Origin of the sequence: Rahnella sp. ATs2 (assembly GCF_051851855.1) — a bacterium.
Classification (GTDB): Bacteria; Pseudomonadota; Gammaproteobacteria; order Enterobacterales; family Enterobacteriaceae; genus Rahnella; species Rahnella variigena.
The window spans coordinates 211,610-235,061 of sequence record NZ_JBLYPL010000001.1; the positions used below are offsets into that span (position 1 = coordinate 211,610).

At 50.3% G+C, this 23,452-nt stretch carries 18 protein-coding genes, 1 tRNA gene and 1 pseudogene; 6 read left to right on the top strand and 14 right to left on the bottom strand.

All coding sequences use genetic code 11. The features are described from left to right. Nucleotides 1-28: 28 nt before the first annotated feature. The 3 genes and pseudogenes from ACJY2G_RS01005 to ACJY2G_RS01015 all read right to left on the bottom strand — a co-directional run bounded on the left by ACJY2G_RS01005 (nucleotide 29) and on the right by ACJY2G_RS01015 (nucleotide 2,996). A pseudogene (locus ACJY2G_RS01005) lies at nucleotides 29-1,562 on the bottom strand (PTS transporter subunit EIIC). 147 nt (nucleotides 1,563-1,709) lie between these two features. Next, nucleotides 1,710-2,450, bottom strand: a complete 741-nt coding sequence (locus ACJY2G_RS01010) for a MurR/RpiR family transcriptional regulator (protein WP_112289436.1) — start codon at nucleotides 2,448-2,450, stop codon at nucleotides 1,710-1,712. Nucleotides 2,451-2,492: 42 nt separating this feature from the next. Beyond that, nucleotides 2,493-2,996 carry a GNAT family N-acetyltransferase gene (locus ACJY2G_RS01015; RefSeq protein ID WP_120162208.1) on the bottom strand — a complete coding sequence of 168 codons (504 nt, stop codon included), beginning with the start codon at nucleotides 2,994-2,996 and terminating at the stop codon, nucleotides 2,493-2,495. A 256-nt stretch (nucleotides 2,997-3,252) separates the two neighbouring features. Between ACJY2G_RS01015 and ACJY2G_RS01020 the strand changes: the two genes are divergently transcribed. Beyond that, the gene (locus tag ACJY2G_RS01020) at nucleotides 3,253-4,443 is read left to right on the top strand and encodes a YjgN family protein (RefSeq protein ID WP_430319907.1); all 1,191 of its coding nucleotides are present in this window, start codon (nucleotides 3,253-3,255) and stop codon (nucleotides 4,441-4,443) included. 3 nt (nucleotides 4,444-4,446) lie between these two features. Next, nucleotides 4,447-5,472, top strand: coding sequence for a M48 family metallopeptidase (locus tag ACJY2G_RS01025; protein WP_430319908.1), 1,026 nt, complete (start codon nucleotides 4,447-4,449; stop codon nucleotides 5,470-5,472). Nucleotides 5,473-5,531: 59 nt separating this feature from the next. On the opposite strand, the gene ACJY2G_RS01030 is transcribed toward ACJY2G_RS01025, so the two are convergent. From ACJY2G_RS01030 to ACJY2G_RS01050, 5 genes are all read right to left on the bottom strand, one after another. Beyond that, nucleotides 5,532-6,500: a fimbrial protein gene (locus ACJY2G_RS01030; RefSeq protein ID WP_439291063.1), complete on the bottom strand. Its 969-nt coding sequence runs from the start codon at nucleotides 6,498-6,500 to the stop codon at nucleotides 5,532-5,534. 16 nt (nucleotides 6,501-6,516) lie between these two features. Next, on the bottom strand, nucleotides 6,517-9,171 hold the full coding sequence (locus ACJY2G_RS01035) for a fimbria/pilus outer membrane usher protein (RefSeq protein WP_439291065.1): 2,655 nt from the start codon (nucleotides 9,169-9,171) through the stop codon (nucleotides 6,517-6,519). A gap of 38 nt (nucleotides 9,172-9,209) precedes the next feature. Next, nucleotides 9,210-9,884, bottom strand: a complete 675-nt coding sequence (locus ACJY2G_RS01040; protein ID WP_120162122.1) for a fimbrial biogenesis chaperone — start codon at nucleotides 9,882-9,884, stop codon at nucleotides 9,210-9,212. 115 nt (nucleotides 9,885-9,999) lie between these two features. Continuing rightward, nucleotides 10,000-10,536 (bottom strand): fimbrial protein, encoded by a 537-nt coding sequence (locus tag ACJY2G_RS01045; RefSeq protein ID WP_430319909.1) that lies wholly within the window; start codon nucleotides 10,534-10,536, stop codon nucleotides 10,000-10,002. 75 nt (nucleotides 10,537-10,611) lie between these two features. Further along, nucleotides 10,612-11,139, bottom strand: coding sequence for a fimbrial protein (locus ACJY2G_RS01050; RefSeq protein WP_120162120.1), 528 nt, complete (start codon nucleotides 11,137-11,139; stop codon nucleotides 10,612-10,614). A 397-nt stretch (nucleotides 11,140-11,536) separates the two neighbouring features. On the opposite strand from ACJY2G_RS01050, the gene ACJY2G_RS01055 reads away from it, so the two are divergent. Then, nucleotides 11,537-12,568, top strand: a complete 1,032-nt coding sequence (locus tag ACJY2G_RS01055; protein ID WP_244220171.1) for a LysR family transcriptional regulator — start codon at nucleotides 11,537-11,539, stop codon at nucleotides 12,566-12,568. Between the two features lie 89 nt (nucleotides 12,569-12,657). On the opposite strand, the gene ACJY2G_RS01060 is transcribed toward ACJY2G_RS01055, so the two are convergent. From ACJY2G_RS01060 to pepA, 3 genes are all read right to left on the bottom strand, one after another. Then, a complete protein-coding gene (locus ACJY2G_RS01060) occupies nucleotides 12,658-15,513 on the bottom strand; it encodes a valine--tRNA ligase (RefSeq protein WP_430319910.1) in 2,856 nt (951 codons plus the stop codon). Then, on the bottom strand, nucleotides 15,506-15,991 hold the full coding sequence (locus ACJY2G_RS01065; protein ID WP_112289445.1) for a DNA polymerase III subunit chi: 486 nt from the start codon (nucleotides 15,989-15,991) through the stop codon (nucleotides 15,506-15,508). Before ACJY2G_RS01065 ends, ACJY2G_RS01060 begins: the two co-directional genes overlap by 8 nt. Nucleotides 15,992-16,107: 116 nt before the next feature. Beyond that, entirely contained in the window at nucleotides 16,108-17,619 is a 1,512-nt protein-coding gene (gene pepA, locus ACJY2G_RS01070) for a leucyl aminopeptidase (RefSeq protein WP_112289446.1), read from the bottom strand. Nucleotides 17,620-17,896: 277 nt separating this feature from the next. Here pepA and lptF point away from each other — a divergent pair, with 277 nt between their 5' ends. Both lptF and lptG read left to right on the top strand, forming a co-directional pair. Beyond that, nucleotides 17,897-18,991 carry an LPS export ABC transporter permease LptF gene (gene lptF / locus ACJY2G_RS01075; protein ID WP_112289447.1) on the top strand — a complete coding sequence of 365 codons (1,095 nt, stop codon included), beginning with the start codon at nucleotides 17,897-17,899 and terminating at the stop codon, nucleotides 18,989-18,991. After that, entirely contained in the window at nucleotides 18,991-20,061 is a 1,071-nt protein-coding gene (gene lptG / locus ACJY2G_RS01080) for an LPS export ABC transporter permease LptG (protein WP_112289448.1), read from the top strand. Before lptF ends, lptG begins: the two co-directional genes overlap by 1 nt. Nucleotides 20,062-20,137: 76 nt before the next feature. On the opposite strand, the gene ampH is transcribed toward lptG, so the two are convergent. Continuing rightward, nucleotides 20,138-21,277 (bottom strand): D-alanyl-D-alanine-carboxypeptidase/endopeptidase AmpH, encoded by a 1,140-nt coding sequence (ampH, locus tag ACJY2G_RS01085; RefSeq protein WP_112289449.1) that lies wholly within the window; start codon nucleotides 21,275-21,277, stop codon nucleotides 20,138-20,140. A gap of 219 nt (nucleotides 21,278-21,496) precedes the next feature. Here ampH and ACJY2G_RS01090 point away from each other — a divergent pair. Then, nucleotides 21,497-21,581: transfer RNA gene (locus ACJY2G_RS01090), tRNA-Leu, on the top strand. A 193-nt stretch (nucleotides 21,582-21,774) separates the two neighbouring features. Here ACJY2G_RS01090 and ACJY2G_RS01095 read toward each other — a convergent pair. Continuing rightward, nucleotides 21,775-22,434 carry a hypothetical protein gene (locus ACJY2G_RS01095; protein ID WP_430319911.1) on the bottom strand — a complete coding sequence of 220 codons (660 nt, stop codon included), beginning with the start codon at nucleotides 22,432-22,434 and terminating at the stop codon, nucleotides 21,775-21,777. 51 nt (nucleotides 22,435-22,485) lie between these two features. Then, nucleotides 22,486-23,358 carry a phosphorothioated DNA-binding restriction endonuclease gene (locus tag ACJY2G_RS01100; protein WP_430319912.1) on the bottom strand — a complete coding sequence of 291 codons (873 nt, stop codon included), beginning with the start codon at nucleotides 23,356-23,358 and terminating at the stop codon, nucleotides 22,486-22,488. Nucleotides 23,359-23,452 lie beyond the last annotated feature (94 nt).

Genomic DNA, 23,452 nt, shown 5'->3' on the forward strand with positions numbered 1-23,452 from the left:
TTCTGCCCTGTAGATCGTAATGTCAGATTTAATTCATTTCTGCCTGAGTGGTACGTCGGGTTTCTGCCTGTACTTTTTTGGTCGCGGCAACGTCGGGTTCATCTTTAAATCCGACCAGCCAGGTAAACAGCGCACCGAGCACAAAGGCGACGGTAATCGACAGCAGGAAACCGAGGAACTGCGGCATGTGGCCTTCTTTGAAGAACACCGGCAGTACGGCGATACCCGGCAGACAGTAGCTCCATGACACGGCGTTAAAGGAACCGGCGATCGCACCGCCGATACCGCCCGCGACACAGCTGCACAGGAATGGTTTTTTCAGGCGCAGCGCCACACCGTAAATTGCAGGTATCAGTGATACCAAACAGGCCGGTGACGCCAGCGGACAGCGAGATACCTTTCATTTCGCGGCTGCGGGTTTTCAGGTACACGCCAAACATACTGCCGGTCATCGCGAAGACTGCGGAGGCCTGCAGACCGGTAAAGGTGTCATAACCCAGCGTAGCGTAGTTGCCGACGGTGACCGGCGTAATACCCCAGTGAACGCCCAGCGTTACCAGCGGCTGCCAGAATGCACCTACCACGAAACCGGCAATGGTCGGGCTGAGGTGATAAAGCGTGTTGTATACGCCGCCAATCGCGCCACCAATCAGGTTTCCGACCGGGCCAAACACCAGCAGCGTCATCGGTACCATAATCGCGATACAGAACATCGGTGTGAACAGATTGCGGATAACCACCGGCAGCACTTTATTAAAGAAGTGCTCGATATACGACATTGCCCAGACCATCAGAATGATCGGGATAACAGACGCGGTATAGCTCAGGTATTTCACCGGAATGCCGAGAAAATCGAGCGTCGGCGCGGAAACCGGAATACCGACTACATTCTGCAGGATATTCGCCATATCAGGATTGCTGACCGCTTCACGCATCAGCTGTTGCATGGCCGGATCGGCGGAGTTGATCGACGTAATCTTAAACGCCGTCACCATATTCATGTAATCAGGGCTGATCAGCGCACAGGCCGTAATCACTGCGGTAAACGGATTGACGTTGAATTTTTTGGCTGCGGTAAACGCAATCATCACCGGCAGGAAGGTAAACGCTGTCCAGGACACAAAGTTGAGAATACGGTAGGTGCCGCTGTTCGCGTCCATAATGCCGACGGCAGCGAGGAAGGAGATAATTCCCTGCAAAATACCGCACGCCGCAAGCTGATAAAGGAACGGTGTAAAGATGCTGGAGATAACATCCATCACGCGGCTGACGATGCCCACATTGGGCGCGGAAACCGGTGCGTTTTCGTCAATCTCAATCAGTTTCAGAACCTGTTTATACGCGTCGCTCACATGGTTGCCGATCACTACCTGCATCTGGCCGCCGGCTTCGATAACTGTAATCACGCCTTTCACGCGTTTTAATTCTTCTTTATCGACGGCGTTATTATCTTTCAGAACAAAGCGTAAACGGGTGGCACAATGTGTGATGCTAATCACATTATTATCGCCGCCAATATATTTAACAATATCCTGAGCTGTCTGAGCGTAATCAATAGCCATTATTTATTATTCTCCTGCGGGTATACAGAGGTGAGCTTTTTTGTTTTTTTACTCGTTGGCAGGAGTGTAGCAAAAGAAAGGGTATTGTCACGATATAACAAAAAACAATTCGGGTGATTTGTTACATCTTAAAAACACCCTGTTTTTTCATTGCGCTGAGTCACGTTTTATTAAAGGTAATTTTTTTCCGATGGTTTCAATAATATAAAGTACGGGGATCTGAGTGGTAATATTATATTGGCCTTCGAGCACGATTTGCGGCATGTGGTAGGAGATGTTGAGGTCTGCCATCCGAGCCAGCGTTGAGGTTTCGCTGTTGGTCAGGCTGATGATCTTGCAGTTATGCTGGCTGAACTGCGTGGCAAAACGCAGGACTTCTTCCGTTTCACCGGAGACAGAGAGAATAATGGCGATAGCATCTTTATACATATCGCTGTTGATCGGAAAATAAGGGTCGTCAATAAAGGTGCTGAATTTCCCGACATTAGAGAAAAAGCGTGCGCTGTATTTTCCGAGTGAACCGGATGTTCCTACGCCAACAAATATAATACGCTGGGCATTCGCTATTTGTTTTGCCGCTTCATCTAATAACTCATCGAACTCGCTGTTATTAATACTTTTGAAATAGCTGATGATCTCGCTAATTCCAAATGAAACAGGTGGCTTTTCTTCATGTTCTAAAAACAGTTTAAAACGGATACGAAACTCAGAGTAACCGTCGCAATCCATTTTCTTGCAAAAGCGCAGAACGGTTGTCGTTGAGACGCCCGCCGCATCAGCCAGTTCACGAATGGTCATGTACATGACCTTATCGCCATTTTTGACGATGTAGTTATAGACCGTCAGTTCCAGTTCGTTTAACGCTGAAATGGCTTTGTGTGTGAACATGTGATGCCTGTTTGCAAAGAGCTGATAAAGAAAGAAACGGTGTCAGAGATGTTTTAACATCGTCACTTCACAGTCGACATGGCCGGTATTGCCCATTGCGCCGTCAATGTGTTGAAAACCCAGACGCTCATACAGCGCGATAGCCTGTGTAAGACTGGCGGTGGTTTCCAGATAGCAGCGGGCAAAACCCTGTGAGCGCGCATGTTCAATGGCCTGAAGCGCCAGACGTTTCGCCAGCCCCTGACCGCGCAGGGAAGGCATGAAATACATCTTCTGTAATTCACACAAATCGTGTTCAGCGCCTGAGAGCGGAGCAACACCGCCGCCACCGGCGACCACACCATCCAGTTCCACCACCCAGTAAGCACAACGCGGCTGGCTGTAGCTTTCATACAGATGATCTAAATTCGGATCAGCGACGGTATAGCCTTTATCGGCAGTCAGGCCAAATTCGGCTGAAACGTGGCGGATTACGTTAGCGATGGCGGCATTATCTTCGGGACGGATCGGGCGCACCAGCACGCTGACAGGAAAGGTGGTCGTCATGTTGCTCACTTAGTTCCCACAATGAATAATCAAACAGACCGTTTTAATACCATCTTAGGGCGTGCAGATGCAACGCCGCAGGCGTGTCCCGCTGATTTTACTTATCTCAAATGAGAATTTTTTTCATTGGCAGAGCCAATAATTCGTTGCCTGCAAGGTCAGGGGCGTGATTAAATCTTCGGCGTTATATATCGTGCTACGCAACCTTCTTTTTTAAGAAGGGTGTTTCTCATTCCTTTCAGGACGAAAGATAAAAATGTCAGATAATAATCACTACAACGATAACCTGCATCAGGTGCGTTTTCATGGCAAGGGCGGGGAATATTTCGCAATATGGCTGGTTAATGCATTATTAACCATCATTACTCTGGGGATTTATTCTGCCTGGGCGACCGTTCGTCGTCGCCGTTATTTTTTAGGTAATACCGAAATTAACGGAGATCGTTTTGACTATCATGCAAAGCCCATTCAAATATTGAAAGGGCGTCTGCTGGTGATCGGCGGCATTATTGTTTTCTATATTCTGGCGGCGATACTCCCTCAGTTAGCATTGTTGATTGCGCTGGCTTTTCTGGCGTTACTACCGTGGGTAGTGATCCGCAGCTGGCGCTATAACGCGATCATGACCAGCTTCCGCGGTGTGCGTTTCAACTATCACTGCAAAGTGGGGCGTGCTTACTGGACAATGTATCTGTGCCCGATTTTATTAATGCTGGCGTTGTATATTCCGATTACTGCCGTGGTGTTGATTGCAGTTCAGATGGCCAGTATTAGCGCCATATTAATAAGCGTCGTAATAGTTGTCGTGGCCTTGGTTCCGGGCGTTGCGGCGGTTCAGGGTATTATCAGCGCGATGACGCATGACTTGTACATCAATAATCACTTTTTCGGAAATACTGCTTTCCGCGCAGAGCTGAAAAAGTCGACCTTTATTAAGTACAGTTTATTAGCCATCGTATTATTCCTGCCTTTCCTGATTGTGGCGTTCTGGCTGATGGGCTCGTTCTTCACCACGATGTACCAGATGGTTGCGATGGGGGTGATGTCTGATGATATGGCCGGTGCAATGCTGTTAAGTAACTTGTTCAGCTTCCTCATGGCTTTCGTCGTGCTGATCGTCGGTGCATTGGTTGTGGCCAGTTATCAGGTGGTCGCCGTACGTAATTATGTCTTAAATCAGACGCACATCGGTGAGCGTGTAAAACTGCGTTCATCCATGAAAACCGCTTCTTATCTGGGACTGCTTTTCACCAATGCGCTGATTGTGGTCTTCTCGCTGGGTCTGGCAACGCCAGTGGCGCATGTCCGCGCTGCGCGATATATGGCGGAGCGCACTGCGGTGGTAGGCGATCTGTCCTTGCCTGACGTTAATGCTCATCATGATGCGGCCAATACAGCGGTAGCAGAAGAAGTCGCGCAGGCATTTGATCTCGGCATCGGTATGTAAAACATGATCATCGAAGGCTTTTATCAGCCTGCGGGACGGGCAGCACGTGAGGCTGCCCGCCTTTTTTTGGACGACGATCAGCGTCTGACTCTTGATGCGCCACCTGCAATTCAGGTTTTTTCTCTGCGCGAGATTGAGGTTTCTGATGCGCTGGGTTCCATTCCTCTGTTTCTTACTTTCCCCGACGGTGGCCGTTTTGTGCCTGCTGATGACAGTGCGTTCCGGCGCTGGCTGCGGCAGCATCGCAGGCCGGGCTGGATATACCGCATGGAAAGCCATAAACGCGGCGTGCTTCTCACACTGGCAGCGACCTGCGTGCTGGTGGCCTTTTATATCTGGGGCGTGCTGCCGTGGACAAGCAATGTCATTGCGCAGCGAATTCCGACGACGATAGAACAAAATCTAGGGCGTCATACGCTGGCACTTTTGAGAGCCAGTGATTTCCGGGATTCGGCGTTGCCTGAGGAAAAACAGATAGCCCTTCAGCGGCTTTTTCAGCAACTGACGCCGCCTTCATTACGCCATGACCGTACGCCGGTCAGACTGAAATTGATGAATATCCCGGACCTCGCCAACGCGTTTATGCTGGCAGATGGCACGCTGATCCTCAGCGATAAACTGGTGGCATTGAGCCCCGGAGATGACGCACTGGCAGGTGTGATGTTGCACGAAATGGGTCATCACGCTTACCGGCATCCGATGCGCATGCTGGTGCGATCTTCGCTGGTATCACTGACGTTGTTGTGGATGACCGGCGATGTCAGCGGGATCGGGGATACGTTATTACAGACTGCATCGCTGGCGAATGAATTGCAGTTTTCGCGCGGGATGGAGCGTGAGGCGGATGACTGGGCGATTGTTGAAATGAAGCGGGAAGGGCGCTCGCTTGCGCAAATGGCTGAGATTTACCGTCGTTTGTCCGCAGAGGCGCAGAATGAGAAAGCGAATAAATATCTACCTGACTGGCTGAGTACGCATCCGGCTATGGCGTCGCGAATAGAGCATATCATGGAGGCTGAGAGGGAGTAGGTGTTGTTAGCAAAGGTGTCTGACGGGCTCTGCTAAAAGAACCCGTCAGACGTTAAAGCTTATTCGTAGGTTATGGTAAAGTTCGCCACCGCATTGGCTGGACCAGGTGCAATATCATCGGCAGTTTGTATATATGCCGCCGTCAGGGGAATGTCTAATGCCCCTTGTTGGGTGGTTGTGGCAACAAATAATTTTTTGTCAAATTCAACCGGCGTATTATTCATTTTCAGCTGAATCCCTACGCCTTCCGCCCCGCCTTTGGTTAAATCAATAATACCGTTTCCCTGAGTAGAGGTGGCATCGAAGCTGATATTCACCGTGGTGTCTGCCAGGCATTGCAGAGGGATCTTGATATTTACCGGTGTGAGCGTTGAATTTTTACCGGTAAAATCTTCTTTTTTGGCAGTGCCCATCGGGACCGGAATAGCACTTGAACCGGTGATATCACACGATCTCCTTTTCACGTATATATCACCCATTTGTATTGTAAAATACTTATGGATTCCAGTACTGTCCTCAATTTGTACAGGGGCAAATATCCCCTGAGGTACGGTGCCGGGGACGATTTCCCCTGTATTAATAAATTCCACCCTGACCGTATTAATATAATAAGGGGTTTTGCCGTCCCCCTGAATGGTTACATACGAACCAGCTGAGGTTACGATCCGGTCATTCACATAAACCCGGAGCCCTACTCCCTGGACACCACTGTTACTGGTTGTTGGATTAATGGTGGAATACTGTGCAGTATTTATTGGTATGCTCATTTTATATTCACCGGAGCAGGATTCAGTTATCTTAAGGTTCAGGTTGTAATTTTTGGTTGCTAAAACCCCGCCCACCGGAACGCTCTCATTTGCGATAACCTCGTCGTTTACCATCAGTATCACTGGGTTAGGTACAAAATCACAGGTGCCCAGCGCCATGGCGTTATTCACGCCACCGATCAATAACAGTAATCCCAGCAGTAACCGGAGACCTGGCTTGACAGCGCCGATTTTTTTTAAAATATTGCTCAAATTCTTCATGTTACTTCCTCATGCCTTAGTGGCATTGCGCCGTAATTTGTTTGATCAGCGCAGACGGGTCACTGGCATTACTGCCAGCCAGCGTGTAAGCGCCTTTACACTGCTCGTTGCTGCCGTTGCCCCATTTCGCCATGATGTTGCCGGTTTCCGGCAGGCCGGTCAGGTACACTTCGCCGTTGTCACTGACAATGCCGGTGACGGTGCTGTCGTTATCCAGCAGGCTGACGGTGGCACCAAATGGCACCGGTTTACCCATGAACAACATTTGCACTAAAGCACGCTGGCCGACGCGGGTTTTGAAGTCCGCACGCACTACCGCGCCGCGGGTTGGGATCACCGTCTGGGTGTTCATGTCCATATCCACATCATCAGCAAAGCTTTCGGTTTCCAGCGTCACGCTGTTTTTACGGTATGGCTGGGCATACGGCACGACCGCATAGCCGCGCCAGTCGGTGTGCACGCCGCTGTTGTTTTCGACATCAACGTCATCGGCTCCCGGCGCTTTCACCAGCGCGATGGTATCGCCCAGCGGTTGTGACAGCGTGATGCCGTTTTCGTGGATCAGTACGCCGCCCTGAATGCCGTAGCTCCACTGGCGGGTATCCTGGTCATAGCTGTAACCGAGGCTGCCTTCGCCGGAGCCGCCTTTGTAATCCATGCTGGCATTACCGGACGCACCGCTGCCCTGATTTTCATATCCCTGCTGTGCGGAATAACTCAGGTTTTTATCATCCAGCAAGGTGCCGCTGATACCGGCCTGCTGAACGGTAGAACCATGACGTTTGGTGCTCATGTTGTAGGTTGCCCAGGTGCCGGATGGCCCCATGAACTTATCGAGCGGCACCGACATGTTGAAGGCAAACACCTGATCTGCCTCGGTCATGCCCGGGTTTTTCGAGTAGTTGTAGTTAAAGCCGTAGGAGATGCCGTAAATGCTGGTGTTGTAACCGAGCTGTAACAGCTTCTCTTTACCGTCGCCGCCCCAGTAATCCTGCTGGCTGCCGCTGACATAAATCGACCCGTAGTCGCCGATTGACTGGTTGACGGATAACTGCATTTTGCTGCGCTGGTTGTGCGAGCGGTTGTAGTTGTCGAAATCGTTGTCGGTGTCTTTCTGGTAATCCTGCACGTCATTGAAGGCGTAGTAGCCTTCGGTAGAGTAACGGTAACCGGCGATTTGCAGGTTAGTGTCCGTTGCCTCGAAGTTCTTGGCATACATCGCCCGGTAGGACTGACCTTTTTTGGTGCCCAGCGCATCATCAAACTCACTGGTGGCTTGGGTGGCATCAAATGACACAGCACCCACGGAACCTAAGTCAAAACCAACGCCGACGTTCGCCGCACGATAGTTTTCGGCATACTGCACGCCACCGTAAACGGTGGTTCGCGCCGTCAGGCCGTAAATATTGGACAGCTGAATAAAGTTAGGGGTCTGAGTATCGTCATTACCTGAACGATATTTACCCAGGGCCAGGTTGTATTTGAAGCGGCCTTCACGTTGCAAAATCGGCACGGAACTGGTGGCAATGTTGAATTTGGTGGTAGAGCCGTCAGATTCCGTTACCGTCACTTCCATATCGCCGCCGTTACCGGACGGATAGAGATCCGTGATGGCGAACGGCCCCGGCGAAACGTTGGACTGGTAGATCACATAGCCATTCTGTTTGATAGTGACCTGTGCATTAGACTTGGCAATGCCGCGCACTGTCGGCGCAAACTGGCTCATGGAGTCCGGCAGCATCTGGTCATCGGAGGCCAGTTGCGCACCGGTAAACTGGATGCTGTCAAATACGTCGGCTGGCGTGGAATATTCGCCCAGCGTCAGTTGCCCGCCCTGCAGGAAACGCACGTCTCGCTGCACATAGGTATTTATCGATTCGAACTTGCTGGTGCTGGTGTCTTCGCCGCCGTGCGAGCCGTCATCTTGCTGATTGCTGTAGGTCGAATAGTTACGCAGACGCCATGCGCCGAGGTTCGCTCCGCTGCGCAGGTTAACGAAGTTACTCTTTGACTGACCGCTGTCGTCGCGCTGCGTGGTAGAGCCGGAATAGCTGTAATTGAGCATAAAGGCGGCGATACCGTTATCCCAGCGCTTCGGGTCAACCGAGTTGCGCGGGCGCATATTTACGCCGATTTGCGGTACGGTAATGTCATAACGCTTGCGGTTTATATCAAGATTTTCAGTGGCCTGCGGCACATAGGCACTCAGTGGCTTGGTCAGCTGTGCATCAGGTGCAACGGCTTTCAGATCCGGAAATGCGTCCAGCTTGACGCCGTATTCCGCCATCTCCGCCGGGGTGATTGCCCCGTAAAGTTTACCGGGTGCATCCGGCAGGCTGACAAACTCAACGTTACGTGAGTCGACCTGCTGGTTATTCAGGTAGATATCCACCTGATAAGTGCCGGGCATCTGCCCGCCCTTTTCAGCGAAATAATCCAGATTGACGTTTTCCATATCGCCGCCATCACCGACGGCTTTAAGCATTTCCGCGTTAAACGTTTCTGCAGAAAAAGCCAACCCGGGAAGAGATAACAATATGAAAAAGGATAAGGGTTTTAATAAAAAAGAGCGGGCAGCAGCGTTACCGTTAAATGCGCCGCTCTTTCTTTTATCACCTTTTCTTCTGGTGTTGTCTTTGTCCTGACGATTTTTAATATTGTTATTTTCCATAATAAACAGACATTCCCGATTTTAATTTTTCAACTTAATTAAATTGATGCTTTGGCTTTTTCTGTTAATCCGCCGAAGTCATTAATAGCCTGCCAGACGATGCTGTTTCCCATCGGAATATTGTCAATTTTTAGCGAGGATTTTGGTGGCACCATATAACCTTCTTTTAACTCTTTGCCATTGATGCTGATTTTAGTCATGTTGACGTAATAAGGCGTCGGGTTACTGGCAGTGATTGCGCTGCCTGAGCGTGTGAAGGTCAGTTGCTGATACGCTTTGGCAATCGCGTCTTTATTGTTCAATGCCGTCGGGCGATAGATCAGTTTGATGCGGGTATTGATAGAGAACTGCAGGGAATTCTTTTCTTTAGATGCAGGAGGAATAGCCAGCGTGTTGATCCAGTAAACAGACTCTTTGTCCTGCGCTAATGACGACGAAGTTTGGGTAATACGCACGGCATTATCCTGACCTGGTTCGATGCGGAAAAGAGGCGGAGTGATAATAAAAGGTACCTTCTCACCTGCTTTGTCAGAACTTACCCAGGAGCGAATAAGATAAACATTAGAGTCTTCGGTATTTTTAACAGAGAGTGAAGCCTCTTTCATATTGCCGTTATAGATAACGCGGGTGGCACCGACAGAAAAACCAGCAAATGAAGGTGCAGATAATGCGATCAGCAATAAAGATAAAATGGACTTTTTATAAAATGACATAATTAACCTTAATAGTTGAAGGTAATGATCTCACTGTAATTTTGATGGAATTAGATGAAATGGCTGAGGGTTACCTCAGCCATTTTATTAAAAAACACACGTATTACAGAGGATATTACTCGTAAGACATAGTGAAAGTTACTGGCACATCAATAGTACCTGCAACAGCAGCACTTTCAGTGGTGGTTTTAGTTAAACCAACCAGGTAGTTCAGGGTATTTGTTGCACCAGGAACGATTTCTTGAGCACCACCAAATTCTTTTGGTGTAATTACAGTGTTGGTTGCAGCATCGGAAATCACAATACCCACGTAACGTGCAGTTGAGTTACCAACAAATACATTTGGGGTAATGCCAGAAGTTTTGCCATCAAGCTTAATTTTAGCAACAGACAAACCTTCCGGGCAGGCAGACAGCGTAATGCTGAATGGCTTCTGCAGTGATGCTGAAGTACCACCAGCAGCCATAGTATTTAATGATGATGCAGCGTAGCTATCAAAATTCACTGGCACGACAGTGCTGGTTGCAGCAACTGAACAAGAGCTTGCGCTCACTTCACCGGTGAAGTTCAGGGAACCATCATCTGCCTGAGCAGCTGAAACACCCAGACCCAACATAACAACTACAGCAGCACTTAATTTTTTCATATTCATGATCGGTTTAATCCTTTTAACCAAATTCTATTAACTTGGTGTTTAATTTTCAGCAAGCTAATAAATCGGGAAATATTAGTTGTAAGACAGAACAAAAGTAGTTGTTGCGTTGAATGCACCACCGGTAACGTCTGTAGAGGTAGACATTGCTGCCGCTTCCAGATTAATGGTCGCAACGCCGGTTTCAGCATTGATCGGTGCAGCTGCAGAAGCAGAATGCATTGGGATCAGGTCGCCGCCTTTGTTGTAAATCGCAATACCCAGGCCGCTTGCGGTTGAATCGGAAGCCAGTGCCAGCAACTGGTTGTTAGTTGCATCAGATGCACCGTTCGCAGTAAACATTACGCCAGTCTGAGAAATAGGGCATTCAGTCAGGTTCAGGACGATGTCTTTTTTCTCTGAAATTGCGCCAACTTCTGCAAAGCTTTCAGCGGACAGGGTATCAAATGGCACGTCAGTGGTGCTGCTTGCATCAACTGTGCATGAAGTTGCAATAAGAGTACCAGTAACATTCAAAGTACCAGTATCACCAGCGTTTGCGCCCATTGCTGCAACCATACCGGCAGCCAGTACACTCATTTTAAAAAACGAAGTCATTTTCATTACTATTCCTTTATTTTAACAAACACGCTCTTCATAAGAGCGGGTGGTGGATGATAAAGAGATTTTATAAGCCGGTACCCCTTATCGTTGGAGCGCATTATTCCTAGTTGTCGTATGAATCACCATGGCATTCACTGAATGTACTATTCAGTAAACTTAAGAATGGATATATCTGTATGAATCATGGTGGATTTATACGATATTTTTATTTTTGAAAAAATACGGCGGATTTCAATTTAAGTTAGTTAAAGGTATAGTTCAGTAAAGTGTATTTAATACCTGATATATCCCTTTGTTTGTTGTTATTAGTTTTATCCTTAAGAGACTATTAATAATGAATCCCCATCTTTTACTCATCAAATTATAAGAAATTTAAGTACAGGTAAGGAGACCAAAATTGAGTATCTTGACTATGATAGATGGTGAGGATGCGAACTCACGCATTTCACCAGAGATCAGAGGACTGGACAGCATGAAAGAAAACACGCTCACCGATCGTTTTAAGATGGTGAAGAATTTTGATCTCAATCTTTTAACCACCTTTGAGGCAGTTTTTATTCATCGCAGTGGGACGAAAGCCGCGGATGCACTGGGCATCACCCCTTCAGCTGTCAGCCAGGCTCTGGGGCGTTTACGTATTCATTATAATGATGCGTTGTTTATCAGGGACGGAAAGGCGCTGGCGCCGACCACCGTCGCGATTGGTATACATGAAGGGCTGGCTGAAGCTTATGACAATATGATTGCCAAGCTGCAGAATATTTCGTTTGATTCTCTGCCGACCCGACTTGTGGTTCACTGCTCGCCATACATCTCTATGTTTACGATTAACGTAATGCGTAAGGTGCTTGATGAAATCGCACCCGACTGTGAGATAGTGCACAGCATCAGCGGCAATTCGATCGCTGAAGCGGAAGATGCGCTGATTTTCCGTAAGGCTGACATTATTTTCGATATACATCCTCACGTAAGTCACTCTCGTGTCAGTCAGCATATTTCCAGTGAAATACCGGTGATGATTTGCCGGAAATCTCATCCGCGCCTGAACGGTAGCCTGACACGAGAGCAGGCCGCGGAGGAAAGCCATATTTTTGTAGATTCCGAGAGTGCCAGTCTTTTGTCTAACCGGTTGGATGTGAATGCTCTGCTGCAACTTGACAGGAAATGTCGGTTTATCAGCCCTTCGCTGCTTTCTATTATTTCGATGGTTGAATCATCCGATATGCTGGCTTTTGTTACGGAACGTTTCTATCAAAAAATGAAAGACTCTTTTGATATTCAAAGGCTCGAGATGGAAGTGACGTTGCCTTCTCAGCCGATCTATATGATTTATAATAAAGCTGCACTCAATAACCAGTTTTTCTCCACGCTGGTGAGAAAGATGACAGATATCTTTATGCAGGAGTTTCAGAACAATACCCCGCGTTAATCAGGTTGTTGCAGAAATAAAAAATGCCAGTCAGGTTTCCCTGACTGGCATTTGTTTATATAAGGTTTAACGCTTATATCAGGCTAAGATTACAGCGCCGCGATCGTGGCTTTCTGTTCTGCCAGTTTCACTTTTGCATCACCGCAGGCAGCAAGACGTTCGCGCTCTTTAGCGACAACGGCTTCAGGCGCACGCGCCACAAAACCTTCGTTAGACAGTTTGCCTTCGATGGACGCAATCTCGCCATCCAGCTTCACCATCTCTTTGTCCAGACGCGCCAGCTCGGCATCTTTATCAATCAGACCGGCCATCGGGATCAGCAGCTCTGCGCCTTCCACCAGTTTGGTGACAGACACCGGGCCTTTGTCGCCGGCAGGCAGAACGGTGATGGATCCCAGACGCGCCAGAGACTTAATGAAGCTCAGGTTCTGTTCCACACGACGCTGTGCATCGGCACTTGCGCCGCGCAACAGCAGTTCCAGCGGTTTGGCCGGAGACAGGTTCATCTCGGCACGCACATTACGGATAGCGATGATCGCCTGCTTGATCCACTCGAGATCGGCCAGCGCCAGTTCGTCTGCTTTCGCTGCATCAAACTCAGGGAAAGGTTGCAGCATAATCGTTTCTGCTGTGATGCCTTTCAGCGATTTCACGCGTTGCCAGATGGTTTCGGTGATGAACGGAATGATCGGATGCGCAAGACGCAGCAGACCTTCCAGCACTTCTACCAGCGTATGGCGGGTGCCGCGCAGTTGCGCTTCGTTGCCACCGTTCATGACCGGCTTGGTCAGCTCCAGATACCAGTCGCAGAACTGGTTCCAGGTGAATTCATACAGAATGCTGGCAGCCAGATCGAAGCGGTAGTTATCCATCGCTTCACGGTACGATTTCACCGTGCGGTTGTATTCAGCGAGGATCCAGCGGTCAGCCAGTGACAGCTCAAGTTCGCCGCCGTTCAGGCCACAATCCTGATCTTCGGTGTTCATCAGCACGAAGCGGCTGGCGTTCCACAGTTTGTTACAGAAGTTGCGGTAGCCTTCAAGACGCTTCATATCCCAGTTGATGTCACGACCGGTAGACGCCAGCGCGGCCAGCGTGAAGCGCAGGGCATCGGTGCCGTGTGGTTCGATGCCGTTCGGGAATTGCTTCTCGGTGCGCTTGCGGATTTTCTCTGCCAGCTGCGGCTGCATCATGTTGCCGGTACGTTTTTCCAGCAGGTCTTCCAGCGAGATACCGTCGATCATATCCAGCGGATCGATAACGTTGCCTTTGGACTTGGACATTTTCTGCCCTTCGTCGTCGCGGATAAGACCGGTCATGTAAACGGTGTTAAACGGAACCTGTGGCTTGCCGTTTTCATCTTTCACGAAGTGCATGGTCATCATGATCATGCGCGCGATCCAGAAGAAGATAATATCGAAGCCGCTGACGACCACGCTTGAAGGGTGGAATGCTTTCAGGTCAGGCGTCTGTTCTGGCCAGCCCAGCGTGGAGAATGTCCACAGACCGGAAGAGAACCAGGTGTCGAGCACGTCTTCATCCTGAGTCAGCACAACGTCTGCGCCCAGATTGTTTTCACTGCGCACTTCCGCTTCGTCACGGCCAACAAACACGTTGCCTTCGGCGTCATACCACGCAGGAATGCGGTGTCCCCACCACAGCTGACGAGAAATACACCAGTCCTGAATGTCACGCATCCAGCTGAAATACATGTTTTCGTACTGTTTAGGTACGAACTGGATTTCACCTTGCTCAACGGCTTCTACAGCGACTTTTGCCAGCGGCGCAGTACGCACGTACCACTGATCAGTCAGCATCGGCTCGATTACTACGCCGCCACGGTCGCCGTAAGGAACGGTCAGATCGTGAGGTTTGATTTCTTCCAGCAGGCCGGCTTCGTCAAACGCAGCGACCACGGCTTTACGCGCAGCAAAGCGCTCCAGGCCACGGAACTGCTCAGGAATATCGTTGGCACATGCATCACTTTCTTCGCCGTTAGTATCAAATACTTCAGCGGTCTGGCGGATATCGCCATCGAAAGTCAGGATGTTGATCATCGGCAGGCCGTGACGTTTGCCGACTTCATAGTCGTTAAAGTCATGCGCAGGGGTGATCTTCACGCAGCCGGTGCCTTTTTCCATGTCGGCGTGTTCATCGCCAACAATCGGAATACGACGTCCCACCAGCGGCAGAATGATCTCTTTGCCGATCAGATCTTTATAGCGCGGGTCTTCCGGGTTAACCGCCACGCCGGTATCACCGAGCACGGTTTCCGGACGGGTAGTGGCGACCACCAGATAATCTTTGCCTTCAGCGGTTTTCGCGCCGTCAGCCAGCGGATAACGCAGGTGCCACATGGAACCTTTGGATTCGCGGTTTTCAACTTCCAGATCAGAGATAGCGGTACGCAGTTTCGGATCCCAGTTCACCAGGCGTTTGCCGCGGTAAATCAGATCTTCTTTGTACAGACGTACAAACACTTCGCGCACGGCGTTGGAAAGGCCTTCATCCATGGTGAAGCGCTCGCGCTCCCAGTCCACGGAATCGCCCAGACGGCGCATCTGACGGGTGATCGTGCCGCCGGATTCTGCTTTCCAGTCCCAGATTTTGTCGATGAACGCTTCACGGCCATAGTCGTGACGGGTTTTGCCTTCTTCAGCCGCGATTTTACGCTCAACCACCATCTGCGTTGCGATACCCGCATGGTCGGTACCCGCCTGCCACAGCGTATTTTTACCCTGCATGCGCTGATAGCGGATCATGGCGTCCATGATGGTTTGCTGGAAAGCATGACCCATGTGCAAGCTGCCGGTAACGTTCGGCGGCGGGATCATGATGGCAAAGCTTTCTTTACTGGTATCACCATGCGGCTTGAAATAGCCCTGTTGTTCCCAGTGCTCGTAAAGCGGCTGCTCGATGTCTTGCGGGTTATATGTCTTATCCATTTCGCTTCGTATTTTCGTCGGTCGATGTGGTGACTGAGGGCGGCGTGGCCGTCGTCAAAGAGAAACCCACGCTGCGATAGGCTTTGTAGCGTTCGCGCGCAAGCTGTTTAAGGGAATCTTCGTAAGGAACGAAGTCTACCACTTCATGGAAAGCAGTAGCAAAATCTGCAAATTCGGGCATCAGGCTGATCAGCAGGTCGCGTGGCGCATTGCCGCGTTTGCCCGGCCAGCATAACTCGACCGGCGCACCAAAGCGCGGGCCTTCTCCGGCCAGATTGTGCGGGACAAAGTGGCTGGGATCGCGCTGCCAGAGCGCTTCATCCAGACGCTCGGCCTGTTTCTGATCTTCACAGGCCAGCAGAACACGTTTGCCCATCCGGTAACGTTCAGCGGCGACCAGACAGGCCAGCGCTTCGTGTGAGCTAAGCTCGCCACTGGCGTCGGGCGCATCGAGAAGAAAGAAGGTTGCCTGTTTCATGATGAGTTCACTGTGCTGCTGAGAAAAAAACAGGGGCGCAACTGGTGCGCCCGCCTGTAAGAGGCCTGGCGAACCAGACCCTGATACCGAAGATTATAACTTATTTAGCCGGGGAATCACTCATCGCCATCAAGCCCTGCGCGGTTCAGCAGGAACTGTGACAGCAGCGCAACCGGACGGCCGGTCGCCCCTTTATTCTTACCTGAACGCCATGCGGTACCGGCGATATCCAGATGTGCCCAGCTGTATTTACGGGTAAAGCGCGACAGGAAGCAACCGGCGGTGATAGCACCACCCGGACGGCCACCGATGTTTGCCATATCTGCAAAATTCGAATCCAGCTGGTCCTGATATTCATCAGCCAGCGGCAGACGCCATGCGCGGTCGCCCGCCTGTTCGGACGCGCCGATCAGCTCGTGCGCCAGCGGATTGTGATTCGACAGCAAACCGGTGATGTGATGGCCAAGGGCAATCACGCACGCGCCGGTCAGCGTAGCAACGTCAATCACCAGCTCAGGATCGAAACGTTCAACGTAGGTCAGCGCATCGCACAGCACCAGACGGCCTTCGGCGTCAGTATTGAGCACTTCTACCGTCTGGCCTGACATGGTGGTCAGGATATCGCCCGGACGGAACGCCTGACCGCCAGGCATGTTTTCACAGCCTGCCAGCACGCCAATTACGTTCAGCGGCAGATTCAGTTCAGCCACCACACGCATCGCACCGTAAACGGCCGCAGCACCACACATGTCATACTTCATTTCATCCATATCAGCCGCTGGCTTAATGGAAATACCGCCGGAATCGAAGGTCAGACCTTTACCGACGAGCACGATAGGCTTAGCGTCCGGATTAGGATTTCCTTTATATTCCATCACCGACATCAGTGATTCGTTTTTCGAACCCTGACCTACCGCCAGATACGCATTCATCCCCAGCTCTTTCATCTGCTGTTCGCCGATTACGCGGGTAGTGATGTTGGTGCTGAACGCATCTGCCAGCTGACGGGCCTGTGACGCCAGATAAGCAGCGTTACAAATGTTTGGTGGCATATTGCCGAGATCTTTCGCCGCTTTGATACCGGCAGAAACCGCCAGACCGTGCTGAATGGCGCGCTCACCGCTGGTCAGTTCACGGCGGGTTGGCACGTTGAAGACCATTTTACGCAGCGGACGGCGCGGTTCGGTTTTATTGCTTTTCAGCTGATCGAAGGTATAAAGCGATTCTTTCGAGGTTTCGACGGCCTGACGCACTTTCCAGTAAGTATTACGTCCTTTCACGTGCAGCTCGGTGAGGAAGCAAACCGCTTCCATCGAACCGGTGTCGTTGAGGGTGTTGATAGTTTTCTGGATCACCTGTTTGTACTGGCGCTCATCCAGCTCGCGCTCTTTGCCGCAACCAATCAGCAAAATGCGTTCTGAAAGAATATTCGGTACATGATGCAGCAAGAGGGTCTGGCCCACTTTGCCTTCAAGTTCGCCACGGCGGAGCAGGGCGCTGATGTAGCCATCACTGATTTTATCGAGTTGTTCGGCAATCGGTGACAGGCGGCGCGGTTCGAAAACGCCGACTACAATACAGGCACTGCGTTGTTTTTCCGGGCTACCGCTTTTTACGCTGAACTCCATGCACTCTCCTGAATCTTAAAGACAAGGGCGGGAGGTACGGCTAGAATGAGTCGCCGGAGACACTCTCCCGTCATTGTGTTAACGACCTGTGTTAACCTAAACGGCGTTAGTTTTTATTTTGGCGGCTATAAGCAAGTTCCTATAGGACACCCCAATTCTCGGTGTTGTAATACTATTTTAGCTGCGAAGGTTGCCATATGATGAGAATAAATGACGGATTAGCGATGAAACTAGCGATTTTCCTTCAAAAAGACAAGTTTTCACAGGCGTATTAAGCGTGATCATCATTAGATATCTGGTTAGGGAAACCTTCAAGAGCCAATTTGCCATTCTGTTCATTTTGCTTCTTATCTTCTTCTGTCAGAAGCTGGTAAGAGTGCTCGGAGCAGCGGTGGATGGCGATATCCCAACAAATTTAGTCCTCTCTCTTCTGGGCCTTGGCGTTCCGGAAATGGCGCAGCTTATTCTGCCGCTCAGCCTGTTCCTTGGCCTGCTGATGACGCTCGGTAAACTTTATACCGACAGTGAAATCACGGTCATGCATGCCTGTGGTCTCGGAAAACGCTCACTGGTCATCGCTGCAATGGTTCTGGCGTTATTTACGTCAATCTTTGCTGGCGCGAACGCTATCTGGTTGAGTCCATGGTCGTCCAAACATCAGGATGAAGTGCTGGCGGAGGCGAAAGCCAACCCAAGCATGGCCGCGATGGTCGAAGGCCAGTTCCAGCAGGCACAAAACGGCAATGCGGTTCTGTTCGTCGGCAGCGTAAAAGGCAAAGAATTCCATAACGTGTTCCTGGCTCAGCTGCGTCCGAACGGCAATCAGCGCCCTTCTGTCGTTGTGGCAGATAAAGGGCACATGCTGCAGCGTGCTGACGGCTCACAACAGGTGATGCTGGACAAAGGCACGCGTTATGAAGGCACCGCATTGTTGCGTGATTTCCGTGTCACGGACTTCACCGATTATCTGGCGGTTATCGGCCATCAGACCGTGCAGCTTGACCCGAATCAGTCTGATCAGATGTCCATGACGCAACTCTGGAACTCTAACGAACCAGAAGCCAGCGCAGAGCTGAACTGGCGTTTAACGCTGATCGTATCCGTGTTTATTATGGCGTTGCTGGTGGTTCCGCTCAGCGTGGTTAACCCGCGTCAGGGCCGCGTTCTCAGCATGCTGCCGGCTATCCTGCTGTATCTGATTTTCTTCCTGCTGCAAACCTCGCTGCGCTCTAACGGCGCGAAAGGCAAGCTGGATCCGTTCCTCTGGATGTGGGGAACGAACCTGCTCTACTTTGCACTGGCATTGGTGCTTAATGCGTGGGATACCTTGCCGGTTCGCAAGATCCGGGCGCGTCTGAGAGGAGTTGCCTGATGTTTGGCGTATTAGACCGTTACATTGGTCGCACTATTTTCAACACCATCATGATGACGTTGTTCATGCTGGTGTCACTCTCCGGCATCATCAAATTTGTCGATCAGCTGCGTAAAGTCGGGCAGGGCGGATATTCTGCCGCCGGTGCCGGGTTATACACCTTGCTCAGCGTGCCAAAAGATATCGAGATTTTCTTCCCGATGGCGGCGCTGCTGGGCGCATTGCTTGGCCTCGGTACACTGGCAACACGCAGTGAACTGGTGGTTATGCAAGCCTCCGGTTTCACCCGTATGCAGATTGCCGCTTCCGTAATGAAAACGGCAATCCCGCTGGTGCTTCTGACCATGGCGATTGGTGAATGGGTTGCGCCGCAGGGCGAACAAATGGCCCGTAACTACCGTGCGCAGCAGATGTACGGCGGTTCATTACTTTCCACGCAAAACGGTTTGTGGGCGAAAGATGGTCACGACTTTATCTATATTGAACGTGTGGCAGGTGAGAAAGAGCTGACAGGCGTCAACATCTATCATTTCAATGATCAGAACAAATTGCAGTCAGTCCGTTATGCCTCTTCGGCAACGTTTGACGGCGGTGAGTGGAAACTCTCTCAGGTAGATGAATCTGACCTGACGGACAACCTGCAGATCACCGGTTCCCAGACCCTGACCGGTGTCTGGAAAACTAACCTGACGCCGGATAAGCTGGGCGTAGTTGCGCTCGACCCGGATGCGTTGTCGATCAGCGGCCTGCACAACTATGTGAAATATCTCAAGCAGAGTGGACAGGAAGCAAAACGTTATCAGCTGAATATGTGGAGCAAAATCTTCTCGCCACTGTCTGTTGCGGTGATGATGCTGATGGCGTTGTCGTTCATCTTCGGACCTCTGCGCAGCGTGCCGATGGGCGTGCGTGTGGTGACCGGGATTTGCTTCGGTTTCCTGTTCTACGTACTTGACCAGATCTTCGGCCCGTTAAGCCTGGTTTACAACATTCCGCCGATACTGGGCGCACTGTTACCAAGCGGATTGTTCTTCGTCATCAGCATGTTCTTACTGCTGAAAAAACGATAACTCCGCAGTGCAGATAAACAAAAAGCAGGCTTCATAAGCCTGCTTTTTTTACGTCTGAAGATTGTCAGCCGGAGCGTCAGATCTCGTTATTACGCACCAGATCGGCGACCAGATCGTTCACGCCATCACTCATGTTCTTAAACTTGGTCAGTTCGCTACGGGTAACCACCACGAACACGCCAACACCGCGCTGCGGCACCATCGCCACATACGTGATAAAGCCGCCGCCACCGCCGGTTTTCTGAATGATACGCGGCAACAACGGCGTTGGCGCCATCGTTACCCAGCCCATTCCCAGCGAGTCCGCCATGCCCGGCACATCCATCCCTTTGAGCGACACCAGATCTGAACGTTTGTAATACATCTTCTGCGCCATATCGGCGGTTGTGGTGCGTTGTCCGAGGAACTGACGCATCCAGCGGCCCATATCGGCAGGCGTTGAATAAAGACCGCCACTGCCCGCTGCTGCAATGGTGTTGATGCACGGACTCGGACGCAGGCCTTCCATCAGGCGCGAACACTGACTGGCATTTGGCGTCAGCGTGGTATCGATCATGCCCAGCGGCTTGGTGATTTGATCGCGCAGCAGTTGTGTATAAGGCTGATTAGCGGCTTTTGACAGCGCATCGGAAAGCAGGTCAAACGCCAGATTGGAGTAAGACGCGCGGGCGCCCGGTGGCACAGTGAGTTTTGCGACGCTCAGCCAGGTCCAGCGATCGCTTTTCGTCGGCCAGGTAAAGACGGCACGATGCGCCGCACCGCCCGGCTGCTCACGCGGCAGGCCGCTGGTATGCGTAGCCAGATTCAGCAGCGTAATCGGATTTGTGCCGCTGTAAGCCGGCACGCGCGCACCGGCCGGAGCATATTTACGCAGCGGGTCATTAATGCTGACTTTTCCCTGCTGCGCCATTTTCACCAGCACTTCGCTGGTAATGAGCTTAGTCAGCGAGGCGATACGCACCACGGAGTCTTCACGCGGACGTAAATCGGAGCCCGGTTTTGTTTCCCCGAAGCTGCGGAAAACCTGCTGATTATTATCAACGACCACCAGCGCCATTCCCATTGCGCCACTGCCGTAAAAGATGTGTTCTGCATGGTCATCCACGACCTGCGACGCCAGACGCGCAGTAGTCTGCGCGTGGCTCCATAAAGGCGTACTGGCGAAGGCCAGCGCGAGGAGCGAAAGAGAGAGTTTTTTCAACAAGCTGGTATCCATCAACAGGGCAAGATCTATTCGTGATTTGTATACTAATGCGAAGTTTGAAAAACGGCACCGGAAAAACGCGGGCAAAACGAAGATTTTTGTCAGCAAATCCTCACCGAGTTGCGGTGTATGACTGTTTTTTCAACACTTAAACCGAACAACACGGGATAACTATTGCGTGACCCGCTGGGCTGGGTATAATGCCCACGTTTTCCGCATACTACTTTCAGTGCCGAAGTGGCGAAATCGGTAGACGCAGTTGATTCAAAATCAACCGCCGCAAGGTGTGCCGGTTCGAGTCCGGCCTTCGGCACCATATGTATGTAAATTAAGTCACCCGCGGTTGGCTTTTTTTATGCCTGAAATTCAGTCCCCGCAAGGCTTTGCCCCGCTTTTCAGTCAAAATAAGTCAACCTGATTCAATCTACATCAATTTGAAACGCCCCCGAGTCCGTAGACTAAGCAGCCTATATTTTGAGCTTCGGATAAGTTTTGGACGCATCATTTCTTCAAATGGCTGGAGAAGGGGATTTACTTTCCAGAGCCAGTTCAGTCAATGCAATCATCCTTTCATAACGCATGATCAGGTGATAAAAGAATAGTGATAGAAAGGATAAGACCATGTATCCGTAAGCAATGGCTGAAATCCAATTGTAGTTTTCCGGGATTTTTGTCAGAGCAGTAATGGTTGCGACAATGCCTGGGAGGATACCCAGCTTATCGATAGGCCCGATCAGAAGATTCATTCTTTTCTCAAGGAATACCCTTTCATTTTTTATCTCTAATAGTCCTAACTTTAACTCCTCCCTTGTTAATTTCTTCAGTGCAGGTAAATATAATGTATCTACTGATAGCTCCGTTTTTACATTAAGGTTAAGAGATTCGCATAAGGGTAAAAGAAAGGAACGTTTAATTTTTGAACGACACTGATAGGCCCTATAGATATGCATGGCTGGAATTGTAAAATAAATTAATAATAGAAGTAAAAGACCAATTAATTTTAACCATTCTATTTTTGTAAGGTAATATACAAAAGCCATTGCTACTGACAGGAAACCCAAACCCGAGATTATTAACAAAAATCGAAAATCTCTTTTGTATGTTTTCTTGTGGGATTTTCTTCTTCTTTCAGCAATTTCGATGGATTTTAATATATTGAGATATCTCATAATTATGCCCAAATTTCCTTTTCAGTAAAAAATATAATGGATACTAAACCCTCAGTTCTTAAACACCTGACTCTGATGCCATTCAATAAACCTTTCCGCCGGCCAGTAAACTTTATCTTGCGGTAAATAAAGTTGTTTTCCGTCACGCTGCCAGAAAAGGTGATCCACAACCGGGCTGCGGTTTACGCCACCGGAAATATGGATAGTCATATGCTCATCTATTCCTATCGCTCCCATATCAAAGGCGGAATGATGAAGGGAACAAAGGGCCAGCCCGTTATTCACTTCACAGGGCCCGCCGTATTGTTTCCAGCGGATATGCGCCGCCTCCAGTCCTACGAGTGCGCCATCCAGCCGCAAATCGTAGCCACATATTGCGCAGCGCGAGTGATATGCCCGCAGAACAATCTCCCTGAAACGCGGATCGCGCGCTTTCATCAGAGACGTAAAATCAAACCCGAGGCGGTCTGCGAGAAGTATCTGGAGGCTTTCCGGGAAACGCTCTGTCATGATCTGTTGCGCCAGCTTGTTAATCATTTCCGGCGCTTCACGAAGGATCTGGTAACTGCTTTCGTCAAAACCACCAGTCACATGATTCTCAATCAGCTCACGTTTTGTCGGCTGAGTATTGCCTTTGCGTGGCTTACAGCTTTCAGTATTTTCCAGTGACCAGAATCCGTCGGTTCTCAACCGCCAGAACGGCATATTCGGATAATAGTCGCGCCGCTTAGGGCCGAAGTCAGCCAGCAATTTTGTCAGCGGTTCGTGGATCTCTTGCCCATAGTCGAAGAGTCGGGGATGGCCTCTCAGGTATTGAGATAGAACATAAAGCAACAGCAGAGGTTTATGCGGCGCGCACTGGTCGCCTTTGCGCCAGACTGCCACATTTGAAATTGCCGTTTGCAGTGCTTTATGAGAGGTCATAGCTGAAGTTTAACAGGTTGAAGTTATTGCGATCATGCTCGCAAAGAATAGGTAATTCAACGCTCTTACGTTAAAAACTATGCGACGCGTCACG

Excerpts from the sequence above, each read along its gene's own strand:
- ACJY2G_RS01010 (WP_112289436.1), bottom strand. The coding sequence starts at position 2,450 with ATGTTCACACACAAAGCCATTTCAGCGTTAAACGAACTGGAACTGACG.
- ACJY2G_RS01015 (WP_120162208.1), bottom strand. The coding sequence starts at position 2,996 with ATGACGACCACCTTTCCTGTCAGCGTGCTGGTGCGCCCGATCCGTCCC.
- ACJY2G_RS01020 (WP_430319907.1), top strand. The coding sequence starts at position 3,253 with ATGTCAGATAATAATCACTACAACGATAACCTGCATCAGGTGCGTTTT.
- ACJY2G_RS01025 (WP_430319908.1), top strand. The coding sequence starts at position 4,447 with ATGATCATCGAAGGCTTTTATCAGCCTGCGGGACGGGCAGCACGTGAG.
- ACJY2G_RS01030 (WP_439291063.1), bottom strand. The coding sequence starts at position 6,500 with ATGAAGAATTTGAGCAATATTTTAAAAAAAATCGGCGCTGTCAAGCCA.
- ACJY2G_RS01035 (WP_439291065.1), bottom strand. The coding sequence starts at position 9,171 with ATGGAAAATAACAATATTAAAAATCGTCAGGACAAAGACAACACCAGA.
- ACJY2G_RS01040 (WP_120162122.1), bottom strand. The coding sequence starts at position 9,884 with ATGTCATTTTATAAAAAGTCCATTTTATCTTTATTGCTGATCGCATTA.
- ACJY2G_RS01045 (WP_430319909.1), bottom strand. The coding sequence starts at position 10,536 with ATGAATATGAAAAAATTAAGTGCTGCTGTAGTTGTTATGTTGGGTCTG.
- ACJY2G_RS01050 (WP_120162120.1), bottom strand. The coding sequence starts at position 11,139 with ATGAAAATGACTTCGTTTTTTAAAATGAGTGTACTGGCTGCCGGTATG.
- ACJY2G_RS01060 (WP_430319910.1), bottom strand. The coding sequence starts at position 15,513 with ATGGATAAGACATATAACCCGCAAGACATCGAGCAGCCGCTTTACGAG.
- ACJY2G_RS01065 (WP_112289445.1), bottom strand. The coding sequence starts at position 15,991 with ATGAAACAGGCAACCTTCTTTCTTCTCGATGCGCCCGACGCCAGTGGC.
- pepA (WP_112289446.1), bottom strand. The coding sequence starts at position 17,619 with ATGGAGTTCAGCGTAAAAAGCGGTAGCCCGGAAAAACAACGCAGTGCC.
- lptG (WP_112289448.1), top strand. The coding sequence starts at position 18,991 with ATGTTTGGCGTATTAGACCGTTACATTGGTCGCACTATTTTCAACACC.
- ampH (WP_112289449.1), bottom strand. The coding sequence starts at position 21,277 with ATGGATACCAGCTTGTTGAAAAAACTCTCTCTTTCGCTCCTCGCGCTG.
- ACJY2G_RS01095 (WP_430319911.1), bottom strand. The coding sequence starts at position 22,434 with ATGAGATATCTCAATATATTAAAATCCATCGAAATTGCTGAAAGAAGA.
- ACJY2G_RS01100 (WP_430319912.1), bottom strand. The coding sequence starts at position 23,358 with ATGACCTCTCATAAAGCACTGCAAACGGCAATTTCAAATGTGGCAGTC.